We start from the raw sequence: 17,430 nt of genomic DNA, 5'->3' as shown, positions 1-17,430 counted from the left end.
TTTCCGGCGCGTTTGCAGGGTGTTGCCTGCGTTACAGGCGCACGCTCCCCATAGCAGGCAATAACTGCTTTCGCTTCATCCACAGGTTTGACAGCGCAAACAGCGTCAGCACCTGCGCGGTGTTCTTCGCCAGGCCGCGATAGCGGACCTTGGTGTAACCGAACTGGCGCTTGATCACCCGGAACGGATGCTCCACCTTCGCACGCACGCTGGCCTTGAAGTGTTCCCAGCGCTGTTCCCGAGCACGCTCCCGCTTGTTGCCGATGGCTTGAAGCACCGAACGCTTGGCAGCAATGAAAAATGCAGCCTCGCAGTCCTGCAGTTCTTCGCGCTTATCCGCACCGGTGTAGCCGCTGTCGCCAAACACGCTGTCTTCTTTGCCATGCAGCAATGCGTGCGTCACCGTGACATCGGCGACGTTGGCGGCTGTGCAATGGACGTGGTGCACCAACCCGGAAAATTCATCCACGCCGATGTGCGCCTTCATCCCGAAATACCACTGATTGCCCTTCTTGGTCTGATGCATCTCAGGGTCGCGCGCATGGTCGGCGTTCTTGGTCGAACTGGGCGCCGCGATCAGCGTCGCATCGACGATCGTGCCCGACCGCAGGCTCTGGCCCTTGCGCGCCAGATGCGCGTTGACCGCTTCCAGCATCCGCGCGGCAAGGCCATGGGTCTCCAGCAGGCGGCGAAAGTTGAGAATCGTGGTCTCGTCCGGAACGTTGTCCAAGCCACCGAGCTGGGCAAAGCGCCGCAAGGTCGGGATCTCGTGCAGTGCTTCTTCCATCGCCGGATCGCTCAACGCATACCACTGCTGCAGCAGATGAATCCGCAACATCGTCGCCAGTGCGTACGGCTGCCGACCTGGCCGCCCCGAGACCGGATAGTGCGGCGCGACCAGCCCGAGCAGTTGCTGCCACGGGACGACCTGCTCCATCTCGGCCAGAAAGATCTCCCGGCGCGTCTGCTTGCGCTTGCCCAGGCCCTCAGCGTCACCGAACGTCAGTTGCATGGATCACCCCTCAACATCAGGCGGGTAGTGTCGCGTATCTGTGGTGCGTTGTTCAGAGGTTCCTTAGAGTAAATTACTCGGCATGAGCTATTATTTGCGACAGTGCATTTCTTCTCTGCATCAGCTTTGGCTTGTTCAAGTGCCGCGCCTCCAACGAATTGTAATTTTCCACCAATGGATTTTCCATCTTTGTAAGGTTCTGCAACAGCTGCGCACTGGTTATAATAGGTAGCCCAGTCATGACACTTTTCGCCACCAGCCTCGACACAACTGGAAATAGCACCTTGCTGTGCTTCACGCTTAGAAAGTTTACCGTAGGCAACTCCTACAGTACCCGAGCCATCAAGTGAAACAGCTCCCCAGGTCTTAATCCATTTTCCAATCGGCCGAGGGGCGGCAGAGCCCTGTTGCTCGTAATAACCGGAGGGAATTGGACCGCAGGAGGTGATATTGCCGTTTGCCTGCGCAGGAATTTGTCCAGGTGGACAGCCCTGCTCGGCCATTGACGGAAGCCCAATGATCAAAAGAAGAAGCAAAAAAAATCGATTAGATGTCATATTCATACAACCTCGTGTATGGCTCAAAACCAAGCAATCTTAGGCATTGCCACTTTCATTTCTTCCGGCATTGCCGCGAGAACCTGGCACAGGAATAGAATCAGAGCTTCCCGGTTGACCGACTGCGCGGGATACTGTTCTGGGTGTGTCGTTCGCAACCTCAGTAGGCCGATCTGTAGACCTAGACGACTGCTGCGGCACATACGACCCGGCCGGCTGCCCCTGCGGTCCTGGGCTCGATGCGGTGGCGCCCCCAAATGCCGAGAAGTGCATGAAGTTGCCCATGTTGCCCTCCCATACGGCCGCAACCATTGTGGGGACGCTGATGATCAGCACGGTCATGAGCAACCCGATACCGCCCTGCTGCAGGGCCTGGGTCGACAGGCCTTCGGCATTGCCGAGCATGATGATTTCTGCCGCCCAGTAGGCCTTGGCCACCTTGGCGGTGAACTCGAGCACCATGGCTGTCACCACCGAGAGCATGGCCATCGAGAACAGTGTGCCGATGATGTAGAACAGCCACTTCTTGAACAGGTCCTTGGTCTGGTCGAAGATCAGCGCCAGGATGAAGATCGGCCCGATCCCGATCAAGAAGGCCATGGTGAACTTGAACAGCAGCAGCATCGCCCCGGCGGCCATCGGCGGGCTGGCGGTGCCGAAGCTGGCCATGAAGATGGCCCGGCTCTTCTTTTCCAGCACTTCGGTGTCATTGGGTTCGATACGGACCGCATCCAGCGCGGTCAGCGCCAACTGTGTATAGGCCAGATTTTCGTCGATGGCATCGGCGGCAGTGCTGCCTTCCTTGCCGGTGAACAGCCCATGGATTTGCTTGTCCAGGTTCTCGGTCAGTGTCTGGTGCAGCATGGCGCCATTGGCCCCGAGTGCCGAGGCAATGCTGATGATGATGGCGACCTTGCCGGCCTTGATCATCGTGGCCATGGCGCTCTCGCGCGACTGCCCGGTGGCGATGCGGTAGCCCAGGATCATCACCCACAGCGTGGTGACCGCCAGTGCGATGGTGCTGACCCAGCGCATGCTGTTGCGCATCAGCTCCAGCCCGAACTTCTGGATCTCGTTGCTGAAGTAATCGTTGACCAGTTTGAAGAAAATGAAGTCACCGAGGCCGATATCGGCCAAGGGCTGCAACCAGCTTGCCGCACGTGGCGCACACCGGGCTGCCGTGGCAGTGGGCATCGGGGTAGTCATCGGTGCGATCCGCTCGATCATGGCCTTACATTACACGTGCGGGCGGTTGCTGAGTCATGTCCGGCTGCGACCGCTGCGTATCCAGTGCCTGCGACTGACGGATACTTTCTTGCAGGGGAGGCACGGTCTCGGACAAATCCACCTTGATCCGGAAGCCGGGTGTCTGTCCGACGATCCAGACACTGTCTTGATGCGATGTCACGCTTTGCAACTGATCGGGACGAACGATGCCTGCACGTTTGGCCTCGACCGTAGCGTGCATGGCCTCGGCCGGCGAAGTGCCTGCAGGGAGTTTGCTGTGGATGGCCTGATAAAGCGGATCGCTGGGAACCGACGCGGATGCAGGCTCGCCAAACCGACCACGCGGCGTTGCCGGTGCATCCACTTCGCTGCCGGATGCGCCCAATGGTATCTTCCAGCCGGGTGGCACGTACTGCTGCTGATGCTCTGCCTCCATGCGCTGCCGCACCTCCTGCCAGCGCGCCGCTGCCATCTCTTTCGTTCCGGCGCCGGGTGCTAGGGTGCCACGCAAGGCATCGATTCCATCGTCCGCCAGGCCATAATTACCGCGTACACCCAAGGCCACGCTGCCGCGCAACACCTCCACGTCATCACGGTACTCGTCGATCATCGGCGCAAACTTGTGCGCCAACTGCTGCGCCTTGGGGTTTTCCAGAACGGAGCGATCCGGCGCGCCGTTGGCATCCACCGGCAGGAAGTTGTGCATGCGGTGCGAGTCGCCCAACTCCTTTGCAACGATAGGATTACGTACGTCCAGAACACCGCGTGTGTTGTCGTAACCGGCCTTTTCCAGCGTAGCAATCTCCTGCGGCGCGGCATAGAGCTTCACTTGGCCGTAGTGCTTGCTCGCAGCACTGACCGCATCGCCTGCCATCACATGATTGATGACATCGACACCGCCCTCGGGAATGCGCCGATCCAGGCTGACTGCGCCATAGGCATTGAAAGTCTCGCCCTTGAGGCCGTAGTGGTGGGCGGTGACCTGGGCCAAGTTGCCGCCGAGGGAATGGCCGGTGACGGTGACGTCGAGTGCTTCGCCGTCCTTGCCTAGTTTTTGTGCATAGACCAACGCATGCTTGGTCAACTCAATGGCTTCGGCGGCCTGGCGATTGTGACGTGCTGCGACCATGCCGCCATCGGTGTAGACACCATCCTGCTTGAGCTCACGCTCAGTCTCGGTGCCGCGATGAGCGACGATGATCTCGTTGGTGTCGATCCGCTGGTAGATGATGCCCTGATAGCCTGAAGGACTGTCTACATACTCAAGGCGCTTGTAAGTAATGCCGCCAATATCTGCAGGGCGACTATCCAGGCCCGTCTCTCGCGGCTCTTTATACGCATCGTCAGAGAGCGCCGCGTACTGTTGGCTCGTAAGGCTCATTAAATCACCTTTTCAGTAGTCAGAGTGACTTTAAAGATGTCATTGCGGGCATTGTCATTGAATTGGTCGATTCTTGATCTGCCGCTATCAGGGAAGTTGTCTATATCCTCTTTTGGGTAGCGTCCTTTCCAAAAGTAAGTAACCTTTGGGGCCGGGCTGTAAATCTCATTTTTAAACAGGGCCGGCTGAAAGCGTGTGTCTTCATGCTTTTCGGTCGCTTTCAGGGAAATTCCAACTCCGTCCAACTCAAAATAACATGCTCCCTTGCCGTAATAATCCGCATCAACCATTCCATCTGCGTAGATCGTCGCCACATAGGTGGTGTCATTGATTTTATTAAAGTGGATGGGGATCCCGTCTTCACTGGATTTATTCCAGACACCTGCAATTGGTTCGATTGGCGTGCATTGCTTGTGGTTGGTCATTTCATAGAATGCTGTCCCCGACACCCACTCAAACGGCCCGGGCGCATCCTCGATGGTCATCGTGATCCGGTATGCCTGCGTCGGACGCGGGTTCTTGCGGTAGACCGGATCGCCGTCAGCAGTAGTGTCGCTAGCGTCGTGTCTTTCAGAAGCAGCATTCATGGGGTTGCATCCTGCTAAGAGAACCAGGAAAAGACAGTCAAAAATCTTGATTTTCAGATAACCGATCATGCTGCCATCGTACGTTGTGCCGCCTGCTGCGCGGCTGTGATGGCATCGGTCAGTAGTCTGCATATGCGATTGATGTTGACGTTATGAAGCAACAATGCCACGAGCATCAGAGCGAAGACCACTCCGAATTCTGGGACCTGCGTCATTATCTTCATCAATGGGGGAACGCAAGCTGCAATGACAGCGAGAAGAAACATCAGTAACGTCATAGTAGTTCCACTGACGATGACTCGCTGCAACTGTTTCAGTTCGCTCGTCTGTTTTCCTTCTGCGTGCAGCTTTCTCCAGACAGCCAGGGCTCGTGCAACAAACCCCACAAGCAGTATGACGATGGCGAAGTGCAGGGCGGCTCCGATGATGGCTGCACACTGTGCAAGTTCCATTAGGCCGCCGATCGAAGTGCGATAGGCCAAGACTACCAAACTAGCGGTGAGTAAGGTTATCAGCAAGAGAATGGTCAGCATGTTGCGTACCCCGGCGGCTGACCGGTACCCACCTGCTTTATGCGGGGGCAGCACTCTATGCATTACTCAGCTCCGACGCGCTTTACTCAACTAACAGCGAACGTTGTCAGGGGTTAGAAATGCGTTCGGGCAGATACGTGTAAACATCTGTGCCGAGACCGTGTTGAAGCGGTATGGGGCGATGACCGTCAATGCCCCGGTCGCCGGATTCACTGGCAACCAGCAATCTGGGACCAGTGGCAGTCCTAATAGACCCATACTTTCCCATGAAAACTTACTTTTTAAAAATCGATATCGATTTTAGAAGGATTTAAAGATCTGTTTAGTGCAGTTTTCGTAGATTATGCTGCATTTGCTGCCACTGTTCTCTTTCTGGCAGTCTGCCAGTACGTCCTTACTTGTATTTTCAGCAGAGGGGCCGCGAGTAAAGGTGATAGTTCCGCTGCCATCAGGCCTGGCAACTGAAATACACTGATTTTCATACGACATAACGACCTTGCATTTTTTTCGGCTTTCTCCCTCGCACTGTTTAACCGCTTCCTTCTCGGCCTGTTTTCTTTTTAAATTGTCTGTCGATACGCCGAGATTCCCGCCTTCATTGTCACTAGCAATCGCCCCCCAGGTTTTTATCCATTTGCCAAGAGGGCGTGGTGAGGAAGCCGGCTGCTCTTGGTTATATCCGGCAGGAATCGGCCCGCACGAAGTAATGCTCCCGTTCGATTGAGCAGGGATTTGTCCTGGGGGACATCCCTGCTCTGCCCTTGCGCAAGCAGAGATAAGGAAAATTGGTAAAGCCAGGAGAGCTAAGTGCTTCATGAATATCTAACCTATACGGCGACATAGTTAATTAGTTTGGATCAAACTTATCAAACATCTTGCGTGCCACCTCGTCCCGCTTGCCCGCGCGAACCGATCGGCTGGGTTACTTGGGTTGTTGGCGCGCCTGTTACCTTGGTTGCTGTTGCCTGCGAAACCTGCTTTTCCGACTCGCCATCCCTATTTGCCGCAATCTGCTGCGGCACATACGACCCAGCCGGCTGCCCCTGCGGTCCTGGGCTCGATGCGGTGGCGCCCCCAAATGCCGAGAAGTGCATGAAGTTGCCCATGTTGCCCTGCCATACGGCCGCAACCATTGTGGGGACGCTGATGATCAGCACCGTCATGAGCAACCCGATACCGCCCTGCTGCAGGGCCTGGGTCGACAGGCCTTCGGCATTGCCGAGCATGATGATTTCTGCCGCCCAGTAGGCCTTGGCCACCTTGGCGGTGAACTCGAGCACCATGGCCGTCACCACCGAGAGCATGGCCATCGAGAACAGTGTGCCGATGATGTAGAACAGCCACTTCTTGAACAGGTCCTTGGTCTGGTCGAAGATCAGCGCCAGGATGAAGATCGGCCCGATCCCGATCAAGAAGGCCATGGTGAACTTGAACAGCAGCAGCATCGCCCCGGCGGCCATCGGCGGGCTGGCGGTGCCGAAGCTGGCCATGAAGATGGCCCGGCTCTTCTTTTCCAGCACTTCGGTGTCATTGGGTTCGATACGGACCGCATCCAGCGCGGTCAGCGCCAACTGTGTATAGGCCAGATTTTCGTCGATGGCATCGGCGGCAGTGCTGCCTTCCTTGCCGGTGAACAGCCCATGGATTTGCTTGTCCAGGTTCTCGGTCAGTGTCTGGTGCAGCATGGCGCCATTGGCCCCGAGTGCCGAGGCAATGCTGATGATGATGGCGACCTTGCCGGCCTTGATCATCGTGGCCATGGCGCTCTCGCGCGACTGCCCGGTGGCGATGCGGTAGCCCAGGATCATCACCCACAGCGTGGTGACCGTCAGTGCGATGGTGCTGACCCAGCGCATGCTGTTGCGCATCAGCTCCAGCCCGAACTTCTGGATCTCGTTGCTGAAGTAATCGTTGACAAGTTTGAAGAAAATGAAGTCACCGAAGCCGATATCGGCCAAGGGCCCCAACCAGCTTGTCCCGCGCGGCGCACACCGGCCTGCAGCAGTGGCAGTCGGTATCGGGGCAGTCATCGGTGCGATCCGCTTGATCATGGCCTTACATTACACGCGTCGGCGACGGCTGGGCCATCTCCTGCGATCGCTGCGTCTCCAAAGCCTGTGACTGGCGCAAACTTTCCTGCACGGGCGGTGCTTCCGCCGCCAGATCGACCTTGGCCCGGAAGCCCGGCGTGTTGCCGACGATCCAGGCGTTGCCGTCTTGCACGGTCACGCTGCGCAGCTGGTTAATGTCGACGATGCCAGCGCGTTTGGCCTCGACGGTGGCATGCATGGCCACGGCATCGGAGGTGCCTTGGGGCAGTTTGCTGTGGATGGAGCGGTACAGCGGATCATTAGACATGGCCGCCGCGCCTGGATCTACGCAGCGCTCGGGGGTATTGCCCAGGGGCAGCTTCCAGCCAGGGGTCACATAGACCGGCGCGTCTTCGCGCTGCATGCGCTGTTGGGTTTCCTTCCAGCGCTCTGCCGCTATCTCGGCCGCGCCGGCACCCGGAGCTAGAGGGCCGCGCAGATGATCGATGCCATCGACCACATCCATGGACTGGAGCCTGCGCGATGCCAGGGTCAGGCCGCCCCGTAGCAGCGCCACATCGTCGCGGTACTTGTCGATCATCGGCGCGTACTGCTGCGCCAGCTGCTGTGATTTGGGGTCTTCCAGCACCGAGCGATCCGGCTTGCCGTCGCCATCGACAGGGAGGAAGTTATGCATCCTATGCGAGTCGCCAAGCGGTTTGGCGACCGCCGGATTGCGGTCATCCAACAGGCTGCGGTCATTGGCGTAACCGGCCTTCTGCAAGGTGGCGACTTCTTGTGGCGTGGCGTAGATCTTGACTTGACCATAATGCTTGCTGGCAGCACTGACCGCATCACCAGCCATCACGTGATTGATCACATCCGAGCCACCTTCGGGAATACGGCGATCCAGGCTAACCGCGCCGTACGCATTGAAGGTCTCGCCTTTAAGGCCATAGTGATGCGCCGTGACCTGTGCCAGATCGCCCCCGAGCGAGTGGCCAGTGACGGTGACCTGAGGAGACTTACCGCCCTTGCCCAATTCGTGGGCATAGTTCAGCGCATAGCGGGTCAACTCAAGTGCCTCGGCAGCTTGGTTGTTGTAGCGTGCCGTGACCATGCCGCCATCGGTGTACAGACCATCTTCTTTGAGCTGCCGCTCAGTCTCTGTGCCACGGTGAGCGACGATGATCTCTTTTGTATCAACTCGCTGATAGACGATGCCTTGATAGCCCGATGGGCTATCTACATATTTGAGCCGCTTATAAAACTCACCGCCAATGTTTGCAGGGTCGCTATTCTCTCCCACCTTTTTCGGCTCGTCGTATACGTCTCTCGAAAGGACTGCATACTGTTGGCTAGTGAGGCTCATGGATTCACCTTAGCAGTAGTCAGGGTCACCTTGAAAATGTTTTTCCGCGCGTCATCATTGAATTGGTCAAGCCTAGCTTCGCCACCGTCAGGAAAATCATCCATACCTGCTTGTGGGTAACGCTCTTTCCAAAAATAGGTAACCTTGGGTGCTGAGCTATAAATCTCGTTCTTGAACAGTGCAGGCTGGAATCGGGTCTCTTCTTTTTTTCCAGTCGCTCTCAATGAGATTCCAACTCCATTGAGTACGAAGGTGCAAAGGCCCTTGCCGTAATAGTCAGCATCGACCATGCCATCGGCATAGATGGTTGCCACATACGTCGTGTCACTGGTTTTGTCGAAATGGATGGGGATTGCATCCTCTTTTTGCTTTGTCGACATTCCCAGCGAACGATCAAAAGGCGTGCACGCATCGCGGTTGGTCATCTCGTAAAACGCTGTGCCGGAGATCCATTCGAACGGCCCAGGCGCGTCTTCAATCGTCATGGCGATGCGATATGCCTGTTCCGGATGCGGGTTCTTCCGATAGACCGGATCGGTGTCGACGTTGTAGGGAGACGAAGGTTCGCTGGGGGCATTCATGGGCTTGCATCCTGCAAGGAAGAAGGGCACGAGGAGGAAAGCGAAACGGCCGAAAATCTTGGGATTCATTGGAGATGCTTTTGCTGCCTGCGCGCATTGCGCAATGAAGATGCGCAGTTTAGCCGCGCATGGAGCGATCCGCGCTACTCTTGACAACGCGCTAGTGCAACAACGCGAATTGTCAGGGTCAGCATAAATTTAGGAGCCAACGTATCAGTTAACACGCCCAGGTGAACCAGCGTTGCCTGGGAAGCTGCACGCCATGGATGCAGTAGAAGCCAATTACTGCCCGGTACCGCACGCTCGGACTTTGGGGGCTGCCACGTGGGTACGCGATAGGGAAGACGCGCGCAAACACCTGGGCGGATACTGCGTTGAAGCGTTGCGGATTGTTCACTGTAAATGTGTCCGTGGCTGGATCAATAGGAAGCCAGCAATCTGTGGACACGCCTAGTTTACAGAAGATGAAGGGTTAGTTATTTTAGCAGGGGATTACCTGGTACTGTCACGACCTGCAATCTGTGCAATCTATGTTGCGGTGATGCCAAAAAACCTAGGAGAGCACGATTTTTCATGGCATTTCCCTGGCTATTAATGCTGTTTTTCAATTGGAACTAGAATTTTTGAAAAATTTGCTTCGAGCAATTTTTGTAGATCACTTTGCATGTCACAGGAAAATCTTTGTTCCGATTTTTACACTCTTCTTTTGCCTTGCTCGATGCCCCATCTATTGATGCATTCCCAGTAAAAATTGTTACGCTACCATCTGGTATCAGGTTTTCAGCCGTTTGCGGCTCGGCTATGGCAGCGCATTGATTGAAATAGGTAAGTTTAATTGCGCAATCTTTGGGGCCCTTTTTCGAGCAACGCGCCAGCGCCTCTGTCTCAGCCTCAGTTTCGGAAAGCATTCCCGTAGGTACTGCGTAGTATGGAACAGGTCCCATCCATCCCATCGCAATTGCTCCCCAAGTTTTTATCCATTTTCCGAGAGGTCGGGCAGGCTGCTGAGTTAAGTTGCCGTCCTGAGGAATGGGTGCACACGCTACGGCGCCTTGTCCGCCAATAGGATACTGCCCTGGGGGGCAATTACCTTCTGCGAAAGAACTCGGCGAAAAAAAGCTTAAGAAGCTTAAAAGGATTAAAGTTACGATTTTCTTATTCATTTATAATTCGTAAATATATTTTTGCTTGTGATAATGATGGCGTAAATGTTGTTAGTTCCATATATTCTGCTACAGAAGACGGCCGTCATTATTCTTTATAGCGTTACCAACGTAACTGGGTGCTACTTGCTGAGAATCAGCGGGGGTGCCTGTAGCTGCCCTAGTAGTGTTTATATTGGAGCTAGCTTTGCTGTCTCCATTCGGCGCATCTTGCCTAGGCATATACGACCCAGCCGGCTGCCCCTGTGGTCCTGGGCTTGCTGCAGCCCCAAACGCCGAGTAGGCCATGAACGTGCCCATATTGCCCTGCCATAGTGCGGCGGCGATGGTGGGTACGGTGACGATGAGCATGGTCATGATCAGGCCGATGCCACCCTGCTGCAGCGCCTGGCTGGAGAGGCCTTCGGCGCTGGCCAGGGGGATGAACTTGACCGCCCAGTAGGCGGCGGCCACCTTGGCAGTGAACTTGAGCACCATGGCCGTCACCACCGACAGCATGGACATCGAGAACAAGGTGCCGATGACGTAGAACAGCCACTTCTTGAACAGGTCCTTGGTCTGGTCGAAGACCAGCGCCAGGATGAAGATCGGCCCGATGCCGATCAAGAAGGCCATGGTGAACTTGAACAGCAACAGCATCGCGCCTGCGGCCATCGGTGGGCTGGCGGTACCGAAGCCTGCCATGAGCATGGCGCGACCTTTTTTCTCCAGCACTTCCGGCTGGGCCGGATCTACGCGCACCGCATCCAGTGTGGCCATTGCGACCTGTGTGTAGGCCAGGTTCTCGTCGATGGCATCGGCGGCGGTGCCCTCATCGCCTGTGAACAGGCGATGGATTTCCTTGTCCAGGTTCTCGGTCATGGTCTGGTGCAGCATGGCGCCGTTGACCCCGAGGGCCGAGGCCAGGCTGATGATGATTGCAACCTTGGCGGCCTTGATCATGGTGGCCATCGCGCTCTCGCGCGACTGCCCGGTGGCGATGCGGTAACCCAAGATCAGCACCCACAGCGTGGTGACCGTCAGCGCGATCGCGCTGACCCACTTCATGGCCCGCTTCATCAGCTCAAGGCCAAATTCCTGGATTTCCCGGTTGAAGTAATCGTTGACCAGCTTGAAGAAAACGAAGTCGCCGAGATTGGCGTCCGCAAGCGGCTGCAGCCAGCTTGCCGCGCCATGAAAAAAAACGTCCATTGCTGTTTGCCTGTGCGTCGTGATCTGGGCTTTGGTTGCCCGCTAATTCATTTGGACAGCGCAATCTTCAATGCTGCTGCTTGCACGACCTGTCCCAGCAAATTGCCCTTGTCGCCTTCAAGCGCGCGCTTGGCCAGCAGGGTCTGGTCATCCTTGAGTCCCGCAATATAGACATCGTAGGCTTTCATCTTGGCTTCCCAATGACTCATTTCCAGCGCATTACGTGCCGTGAAACGCTTTACTTCGTTATCGTTGGCTGCCAATGCGCCTTGTTTAGTACCCACTCTACCGCGCTGGCGCTCAATGGCCTCAAATTCGGTGTTACGTTGCACCAAGCGCTTGAGCATGGTGACCGATTCGTTGTATTGGGAGTTTTGCGCCATGACAATGCGGGCGCAGACCTTCAGCTGCTCCTCCGCCATATTCCCGTTCATCGTGGGTGCGATGGACTTGATCTGCTCGAGAATGCCCGCGATGCCGCTGGCTTGTGCTCCTGGACAGGTAAACTCAAGGCCATAGCCTGGTTCCCGCAAGACGAACTTATCGTCCAAGGGGGGGCGCAGAAAGTTCAAGCTCGTCAAATTGATGAGTTGCTGCTTGTAATGATCCAGCTCCTGCTGGTACTGCTTGATCGTCTCGGTCCAGCGCTTGGCCTGTTCCGCATACTCCGCAATATCCTTTCCCTCTCCCGTCGGGTTAACGATGACCACTTGCGCGTTGGCGGAGCCTGCGCACAGGCCGATGGTTAGCAGCAGGCCGGCGGCAAGGCGGAAAATCGGATGGCGGAGGCGGCGGGAGCGTACGGTCATGGCGAGTCTCGTCGATCTTTTCGGGTAAAGAGGGGTGGCAGGAACAACGACAGCAGAAACAGCAATGAATGCCAGATGCGCGTTCAGCGGCACGGTGCGGCTTTATAAATCATGCGCTTGTCGCGAGTGAGTGAGGCCGTTTGTGCGGACACAGCGTCCCTGGCGGCACTGGCTGACCACCGGGGAAGACTGGAGATGATTGCCTGCTGGGCCATGATCCTTATGCGCGATGAGGCAGGTTTGGTGCGAACTTTGGCACACACTTAACCAAATTTCTACTAATGAGGTAGGGCTGTATTCCCGAGGGAAGTCGCCCAGGCGCGGCCTGGCTTGTTTTGCCAGTTATTGTAAGAAAATCCCTACAGTCGATCGCGGCATTTGCCGGCCTGGCACTCTCCTTGCCAGGCGCGGTTACGGTCAATAGAGAGCGGGCGCGGCAAGGCGCCAGCCGGAACCAGAAGGCATTGCGGTACAGGCATTCCCTGGCCTGGGTAGCCGGAATTGGCTGCATCCCTGCGCAGCTCAAGCCGAGCGCCGGCGCTGTAACAATTGCACAGGCTGGCGGCCGTCCTCCCCCTGTTCAGCCCTCCCAAGCCGGCAATTTCTTCGCCACCGCCACATTCTTCAACGTCACATACTTCGGCAGGCCATCGCTGCCGTAGGCCAGCGGGGCCTCGCCCTTGATCAGTGGGGCGAAGTAGCGGCGGGCGCGTTCGGTGAGGCCGAAGCCGTCCTTGCGCAGGAAGCTAGGTGGCATCTTCTTTTCGTGGTTGGCCACCTTGTGCAGCGGGGCGGGCACGATCTTCCAGCGATAGGGGGCGTCGCTGACGCGCTCGATCACCGGGATCACCGCGTTCATGCCCTTGAGTGCGTACTGCACGGCGGCCTTGCCCACAGCCTGGGCTTGTTCCCAGTCGGTCTTGGAGGCGAGGTGGCGTGCGGAACGCTGTAGGTAATCGGGCAGCGTCCAGTGCACCTTGTAGCCGAGTTCCTGTTTGACCTGTGCTGCGAGGAACGAGGCCACACCGCCCAGTTGCGCGTGGCCGAACGAGTCGGTCGCGCCACCGGCATCGGCGACGAATTTGCCCTGTGCGTCCTGGATGCCCTCGCTGGCCACCACCACGCACCAGCCGACCCGTTCCACCACCTGGCGCACCTTGGCCAGGAACGCGGGCTGATCAAAGGCGCGCTCGGGCAGCAGGATGATCTGCGGCGCGTCGTCCGGGCCTTGGCCGGCCAGGCCTGCGGCGGCGGCCAGCCAGCCGGCGTGGCGGCCCATCGCTTCGTAGATGAAGACCTTGGTGGAGGTGTCGGCCATGGCGGCCACGTCCAGCGCCGCTTCGCGCACCGAGACCGCGGTGTACTTGGCGGCCGAGCCGAAGCCGGGGCAGGTGTCGGTCACCGCCAGGTCGTTGTCGATGGTCTTGGGCACGCCGATGCAGTGCAGCGGGTAGCCGAACGCCTTGGCCAGCTGCGAGACCTTCAGTGCGGTATCGGCCGAGTCGTTGCCGCCGTTGTAGAGGAACCAGCGCACGTCGTGCGCGCGCAGCACCTCCAGCAGGCGCTCGTATTTGGCGCGGTCCTGCTCCAGCGATTTGAGCTTGTAGCGGCAGGAGCCGAACGCGCCGCCGGGGGTCTGCGCCAGCGCGGCGATCGCCGCGGCCGATTCCTTGGAGGTGTCGATCAATTCCTCGCGCAGTGCGCCCAGGATGCCGTTGCGTGCGGCCAGCACCTTGATCTTGCGTGCGCGCGCTTCGCCGATCACCCCGGCAGCGGTGGCGTTGATGACGGCAGTGACACCGCCGGACTGGGCATACAACAGGTTGCCGTTGGTCATAGGGGGACACACTCCTCAGATGGCGACATGGCGCGGGGGACATTGCGGGGACATTCCCCGGATGCGGTAAGCTGCACGACCATACGGTCAGCGCTGGCGAAGGCTTGAGTCTAACGCCGCCCACCGCAACGCGTTTTTATTCGAAAGTGGAGTCCACTGATGCGATTGGTTCTGTTGGGACCGCCCGGTTCGGGCAAGGGCACCCAGGCGGCACGGCTCAAAGACACGTTTCAGATCCCGCACATTTCCACCGGCGACCTGCTGCGTGCCGAAGTGGCCGCCGGTTCACCGCTTGGCCTGAAGGCCAAGGAAGTGATGGCACGTGGCGATCTGGTGTCCGACGAGATCCTGCTCGGCATGCTGGAAGCGCGGTTGGGCCAGGCAGATGTGGCCAACGGCTTCATCCTGGATGGCTACCCGCGCAATGTGGCCCAAGCCAATGCACTGGACAGCTTGCTCAGCAAGATCGGCCAGCCGCTGGATGCGGTGGTGCAGCTGGATGTGGCCAGCGAATTGCTGGTTGAGCGGATCGCTGGGCGCGCCAAGGCCGAGGGCCGCGAAGACGACAATCCGGAATCGGTGCGCAAGCGTCTGCAGGTCTATACCGATTCCACCGCACCGGTGATCGGCTTCTACGAGCAGCGTGGCAAGTTGGCGCGCGTGGATGGCGTCGGTTCGCTGGACGAAGTGCTCGAGCGTATCGGCCAGGCCCTGGGCCGCTGAGCCGTCGGGCCGGGCTGCAGCGCCCGGTCCTTCCTGCCAGTGGAACAGTCGCTGGCGGGGCACGTGGTCGGTACAGAACCGTGCAAAAGAAAAACCCCGGTCGTACATGACGACCGGGGCGGTAATGGCGCCAGTAATGAGCTTGCTCAAAGCCCCACAGCATGAGCTCCCTGGGGATTTGGCCTCTTGGGGAGTAGGACCAAAGGGGTGCTGCGACTGGCGTTCAGCATAGTGACGGATGCAGCTACCCGCGTGTATCGGGAAGTTCCCGACAGCCCGGTAGGGGTTTCCTGACGTTTGGGTGCGGTGCGGATTCGAATATCCCGCAACTCCGGCGATCGGCGACAATGAGGCCATGAGCAAACTCCACATCCTCGGCATTGCCGGGACCTTCATGGGCGGCGTTGCCGCGCTGGCGCGCGAACTGGGTTGGCAGGTGGAAGGCAGTGACCAGGCCATCTACCCGCCGATGTCCACGCAGCTGGAAACCCTGGGCATTCGGCTGGCGCAGGGCTATCTGCCCGCCAACATCTCCGCCGATGCGCAGGACGTGGTCATTGGCAATGCGCTTTCGCGCGGCAATGCGGCGGTGGAAGCGGTGCTCGATGCAGGCCGCCGCTACAGTTCGGGCGCGCAATGGCTGGCTGAGCAGGTGCTGCCCGGGCGCGACACCCTGGCCGTGGCCGGCACGCACGGCAAGACCACCACCACCACCATCCTCAGTTATCTGCTGGAGGCCGCCGGGCGGGCGCCGGGCTTTCTGATTGGTGGCGTGGCCGAGGACTTTGGCGTCTCGGCGCGGCTCGGGCAGGGCCGGGAATTTGTGGTGGAAGCGGACGAGTACGACACCGCGTTCTTCGACAAGCGCAGCAAGTTCGTGCACTACCGCCCGTTGGTGGCGATCCTCAACAATCTTGAGTACGACCACGCCGACATCTTTCCGGACGTGGCCGCGATCCAGCGCCAATTCCATCACCTGGTGCGGACGGTGCCGGCGCGCGGGCGGCTGATCGTCAACGGCGAGGATGCGCGGCTGGCCGAGGTGCTGGCGATGGGCTGCTGGACGCCGGTGGAGCGCTTTGGATTCGATCCGGCGCTGGACTGGAGCGCGCAGCTGTTGGCCGACGATGGCAGCCGCTTCGCCGTGCTGCACCGGGGTGAGGAGATCGGCCAGGTGCAGTGGCCATTGCTGGGGCGCCACAACGTGCTCAACGGGTTGGCGGCGCTGGCCGCGGTGCAGGCGGTGGGCGTGGACCCGGTAACGGTGATGCCCGCGCTGGCGCGCTTTCAGAGTGTGAAGCGGCGGCTGGAAGTTTTGGGGCAGGCGCAGGGCATCACCGTCTATGACGATTTCGCCCATCACCCCACGGCGATCGCCACCACGCTGCAGGGGCTGCGCGCCAAGGTCGGCACTGCGCGCGTGCTGGTGGCGATGGAGCCGCGCAGCAATTCGATGCGCCTGGGTGCGCATGCACAGGCACTGGCACCGTCGTTGCACGATGCCGATGCTGTGGTGTTCCTGCATCGGCCGGAACTGGCCTGGGACGCGGCGCCGATCATTGCGCAGGTGCGGGGTCAGGCGCATGTCGCGCAGGATGTGGATACGTTGTTGCGCATGCTGGGGGAGATCGCGCAGCCGGGCGACCATGTGGTGTTCATGTCCAATGGCGGCTTCGATGGTGCACCGCGCCGCTTCCTGGCAGGCCTGGCATGACCGTGCAGCCCACGATGCCGGCCGAGATCACCTCGTTGCCGCTTTTCCCGCTGCACAGCGTGTTGCTGCCCGGTGCGACGATCGGCTTGCGCGTGTTCGAGCGCCGCTATCTGGATCTGGTGCGCGATTGCGGGCGGACCGGCAGCAGTTTCGGCGTGTGTTTGATCCTGGATGGCAGCGATGTGGGGGCGCCGGCGGTTCCTGCGGCGTACGGCACCGAGGTGCGCATCGAGGATTTCGATGTGGGCAACGATGGCGTGCTGGTCTTGCGCCTGCGTGGTACCCGGCGCTTTCGCGTGCAGCGCTCGCGCGTGCGAGACAACGGCCTGGTGGTGGGGGAGGTGAGTTGGTGTGAGCCGGACAGCGACGACGAGCTGCGCCCCGAGCATGGTCTGCTCGCCACCGTGCTCGAACGCATGCTGGAGCAGGTGGGTGGCGAATTTGCATCCGCTGGCCCCGGCCTGCTCGATCAAGCTGCCTGGGTGGGCTGGCGCCTGGCCGAGCTGCTGCCGTTGAGCGAAGGCCAGCGGTTGTCGTTGTTGCAGGAGGACGACCCGCATCGCCGCCTGGAGCAACTGCTGGCCTGGATGCCATAACCGCTGCGGAGTGTGATGTGTGCGCGTGATTCCTCACCGCACTTGCACCGCTGCAACGGCAGACTCCGCACGCTTGAGTGCGCCAGTGTGCATCCCGCAGGGAATGCGCTTGGCGCG

The 17,430-nt window shown here is 58.9% G+C and carries 17 protein-coding genes; 3 read left to right on the top strand and 14 right to left on the bottom strand.

All coding sequences use genetic code 11. The features are described 5' to 3' along the window. Positions 1-31 precede the first annotated feature (31 nt). From XCC_RS17130 to XCC_RS17065, 14 genes are all read right to left on the bottom strand, one after another. Complete coding sequence (locus XCC_RS17130) at positions 32-1,012, bottom strand: IS5-like element IS1646 family transposase (protein WP_011035385.1); 981 nt, start codon at positions 1,010-1,012, stop codon at positions 32-34. After that, positions 1,003-1,575, bottom strand: coding sequence for a DUF4189 domain-containing protein (locus XCC_RS17125; protein WP_011038404.1), 573 nt, complete (start codon positions 1,573-1,575; stop codon positions 1,003-1,005). The genes XCC_RS17130 and XCC_RS17125 overlap by 10 nt, the downstream gene beginning before the upstream one ends. A 33-nt stretch (positions 1,576-1,608) precedes the next feature. Further along, positions 1,609-2,715, bottom strand: coding sequence for a type IV secretion system protein (locus XCC_RS17120; RefSeq protein ID WP_011038403.1), 1,107 nt, complete (start codon positions 2,713-2,715; stop codon positions 1,609-1,611). Between the two features lie 85 nt (positions 2,716-2,800). Further along, entirely contained in the window at positions 2,801-4,177 is a 1,377-nt protein-coding gene (locus tag XCC_RS17115; protein ID WP_011038402.1) for a DUF6792 domain-containing protein, read from the bottom strand. Then, complete coding sequence (locus tag XCC_RS17110) at positions 4,177-4,833, bottom strand: hypothetical protein (protein ID WP_068574845.1); 657 nt, start codon at positions 4,831-4,833, stop codon at positions 4,177-4,179. The genes XCC_RS17115 and XCC_RS17110 overlap by 1 nt, the downstream gene beginning before the upstream one ends. After that, the gene (locus XCC_RS17105; protein ID WP_068574843.1) at positions 4,830-5,360 is read right to left on the bottom strand and encodes a hypothetical protein; all 531 of its coding nucleotides are present in this window, start codon (positions 5,358-5,360) and stop codon (positions 4,830-4,832) included. The genes XCC_RS17110 and XCC_RS17105 overlap by 4 nt, the downstream gene beginning before the upstream one ends. A gap of 237 nt (positions 5,361-5,597) precedes the next feature. Beyond that, complete coding sequence (locus XCC_RS17100; protein ID WP_011038400.1) at positions 5,598-6,113, bottom strand: DUF4189 domain-containing protein; 516 nt, start codon at positions 6,111-6,113, stop codon at positions 5,598-5,600. A gap of 50 nt (positions 6,114-6,163) precedes the next feature. Continuing rightward, positions 6,164-7,264, bottom strand: a complete 1,101-nt coding sequence (locus XCC_RS17095) for a type IV secretion system protein (RefSeq protein ID WP_011038399.1) — start codon at positions 7,262-7,264, stop codon at positions 6,164-6,166. 88 nt (positions 7,265-7,352) lie between these two features. Further along, positions 7,353-8,699: a DUF6792 domain-containing protein gene (locus tag XCC_RS17090; protein WP_011038398.1), complete on the bottom strand. Its 1,347-nt coding sequence runs from the start codon at positions 8,697-8,699 to the stop codon at positions 7,353-7,355. Then, positions 8,696-9,280: a hypothetical protein gene (locus tag XCC_RS17085; protein ID WP_011038397.1), complete on the bottom strand. Its 585-nt coding sequence runs from the start codon at positions 9,278-9,280 to the stop codon at positions 8,696-8,698. Before XCC_RS17085 ends, XCC_RS17090 begins: the two co-directional genes overlap by 4 nt. Positions 9,281-9,894: 614 nt before the next feature. Beyond that, positions 9,895-10,443 (bottom strand): DUF4189 domain-containing protein, encoded by a 549-nt coding sequence (locus XCC_RS17080; RefSeq protein ID WP_011269533.1) that lies wholly within the window; start codon positions 10,441-10,443, stop codon positions 9,895-9,897. A 69-nt stretch (positions 10,444-10,512) separates the two neighbouring features. Continuing rightward, a complete protein-coding gene (locus XCC_RS17075) occupies positions 10,513-11,634 on the bottom strand; it encodes a type IV secretion system protein (RefSeq protein ID WP_011038396.1) in 1,122 nt (373 codons plus the stop codon). Positions 11,635-11,681: 47 nt separating this feature from the next. Next, positions 11,682-12,443, bottom strand: a complete 762-nt coding sequence (locus XCC_RS17070) for a hypothetical protein (protein WP_019237313.1) — start codon at positions 12,441-12,443, stop codon at positions 11,682-11,684. 580 nt (positions 12,444-13,023) lie between these two features. Beyond that, positions 13,024-14,280, bottom strand: a complete 1,257-nt coding sequence (locus XCC_RS17065; protein ID WP_011038394.1) for a 6-phosphofructokinase — start codon at positions 14,278-14,280, stop codon at positions 13,024-13,026. A gap of 159 nt (positions 14,281-14,439) precedes the next feature. Between XCC_RS17065 and XCC_RS17060 the strand changes: the two genes are divergently transcribed. The 3 genes from XCC_RS17060 (at position 14,440) to XCC_RS17050 (ending at position 17,313) form a co-directional block, all read left to right on the top strand. Continuing rightward, positions 14,440-15,003 (top strand): adenylate kinase, encoded by a 564-nt coding sequence (locus XCC_RS17060; RefSeq protein ID WP_011038393.1) that lies wholly within the window; start codon positions 14,440-14,442, stop codon positions 15,001-15,003. A gap of 355 nt (positions 15,004-15,358) precedes the next feature. After that, on the top strand, positions 15,359-16,717 hold the full coding sequence (mpl, locus tag XCC_RS17055; protein WP_011038392.1) for a UDP-N-acetylmuramate:L-alanyl-gamma-D-glutamyl-meso-diaminopimelate ligase: 1,359 nt from the start codon (positions 15,359-15,361) through the stop codon (positions 16,715-16,717). Continuing rightward, a complete protein-coding gene (locus XCC_RS17050; protein ID WP_016944428.1) occupies positions 16,714-17,313 on the top strand; it encodes an LON peptidase substrate-binding domain-containing protein in 600 nt (199 codons plus the stop codon). Before mpl ends, XCC_RS17050 begins: the two co-directional genes overlap by 4 nt. Positions 17,314-17,430: the final 117 nt, after the last annotated feature.

Source organism: Xanthomonas campestris pv. campestris str. ATCC 33913 (assembly GCF_000007145.1).
In the GTDB taxonomy this organism is placed as follows: domain Bacteria; phylum Pseudomonadota; class Gammaproteobacteria; order Xanthomonadales; family Xanthomonadaceae; genus Xanthomonas; species Xanthomonas campestris.
This window is presented reverse-complemented; position numbering and strand designations above follow the sequence as displayed.

Bases quoted from the DNA above. Each gene is read 5' to 3' on its own strand.
- XCC_RS17105 (WP_068574843.1), bottom strand. From the start codon at position 5,360: ATGCATAGAGTGCTGCCCCCGCATAAAGCAGGTGGGTACCGGTCAGCC.
- XCC_RS17080 (WP_011269533.1), bottom strand. From the start codon at position 10,443: ATGAATAAGAAAATCGTAACTTTAATCCTTTTAAGCTTCTTAAGCTTT.
- XCC_RS17065 (WP_011038394.1), bottom strand. From the start codon at position 14,280: ATGACCAACGGCAACCTGTTGTATGCCCAGTCCGGCGGTGTCACTGCC.
- XCC_RS17050 (WP_016944428.1), top strand. From the start codon at position 16,714: ATGACCGTGCAGCCCACGATGCCGGCCGAGATCACCTCGTTGCCGCTT.
- XCC_RS17085 (WP_011038397.1), bottom strand. From the start codon at position 9,280: ATGAATGCCCCCAGCGAACCTTCGTCTCCCTACAACGTCGACACCGAT.
- XCC_RS17060 (WP_011038393.1), top strand. From the start codon at position 14,440: ATGCGATTGGTTCTGTTGGGACCGCCCGGTTCGGGCAAGGGCACCCAG.
- mpl (WP_011038392.1), top strand. From the start codon at position 15,359: ATGAGCAAACTCCACATCCTCGGCATTGCCGGGACCTTCATGGGCGGC.
- XCC_RS17075 (WP_011038396.1), bottom strand. From the start codon at position 11,634: ATGGACGTTTTTTTTCATGGCGCGGCAAGCTGGCTGCAGCCGCTTGCG.
- XCC_RS17070 (WP_019237313.1), bottom strand. From the start codon at position 12,443: ATGACCGTACGCTCCCGCCGCCTCCGCCATCCGATTTTCCGCCTTGCC.
- XCC_RS17130 (WP_011035385.1), bottom strand. From the start codon at position 1,012: ATGCAACTGACGTTCGGTGACGCTGAGGGCCTGGGCAAGCGCAAGCAG.
- XCC_RS17125 (WP_011038404.1), bottom strand. From the start codon at position 1,575: ATGAATATGACATCTAATCGATTTTTTTTGCTTCTTCTTTTGATCATT.
- XCC_RS17110 (WP_068574845.1), bottom strand. From the start codon at position 4,833: ATGATCGGTTATCTGAAAATCAAGATTTTTGACTGTCTTTTCCTGGTT.
- XCC_RS17115 (WP_011038402.1), bottom strand. From the start codon at position 4,177: ATGAGCCTTACGAGCCAACAGTACGCGGCGCTCTCTGACGATGCGTAT.
- XCC_RS17100 (WP_011038400.1), bottom strand. From the start codon at position 6,113: ATGAAGCACTTAGCTCTCCTGGCTTTACCAATTTTCCTTATCTCTGCT.
- XCC_RS17090 (WP_011038398.1), bottom strand. From the start codon at position 8,699: ATGAGCCTCACTAGCCAACAGTATGCAGTCCTTTCGAGAGACGTATAC.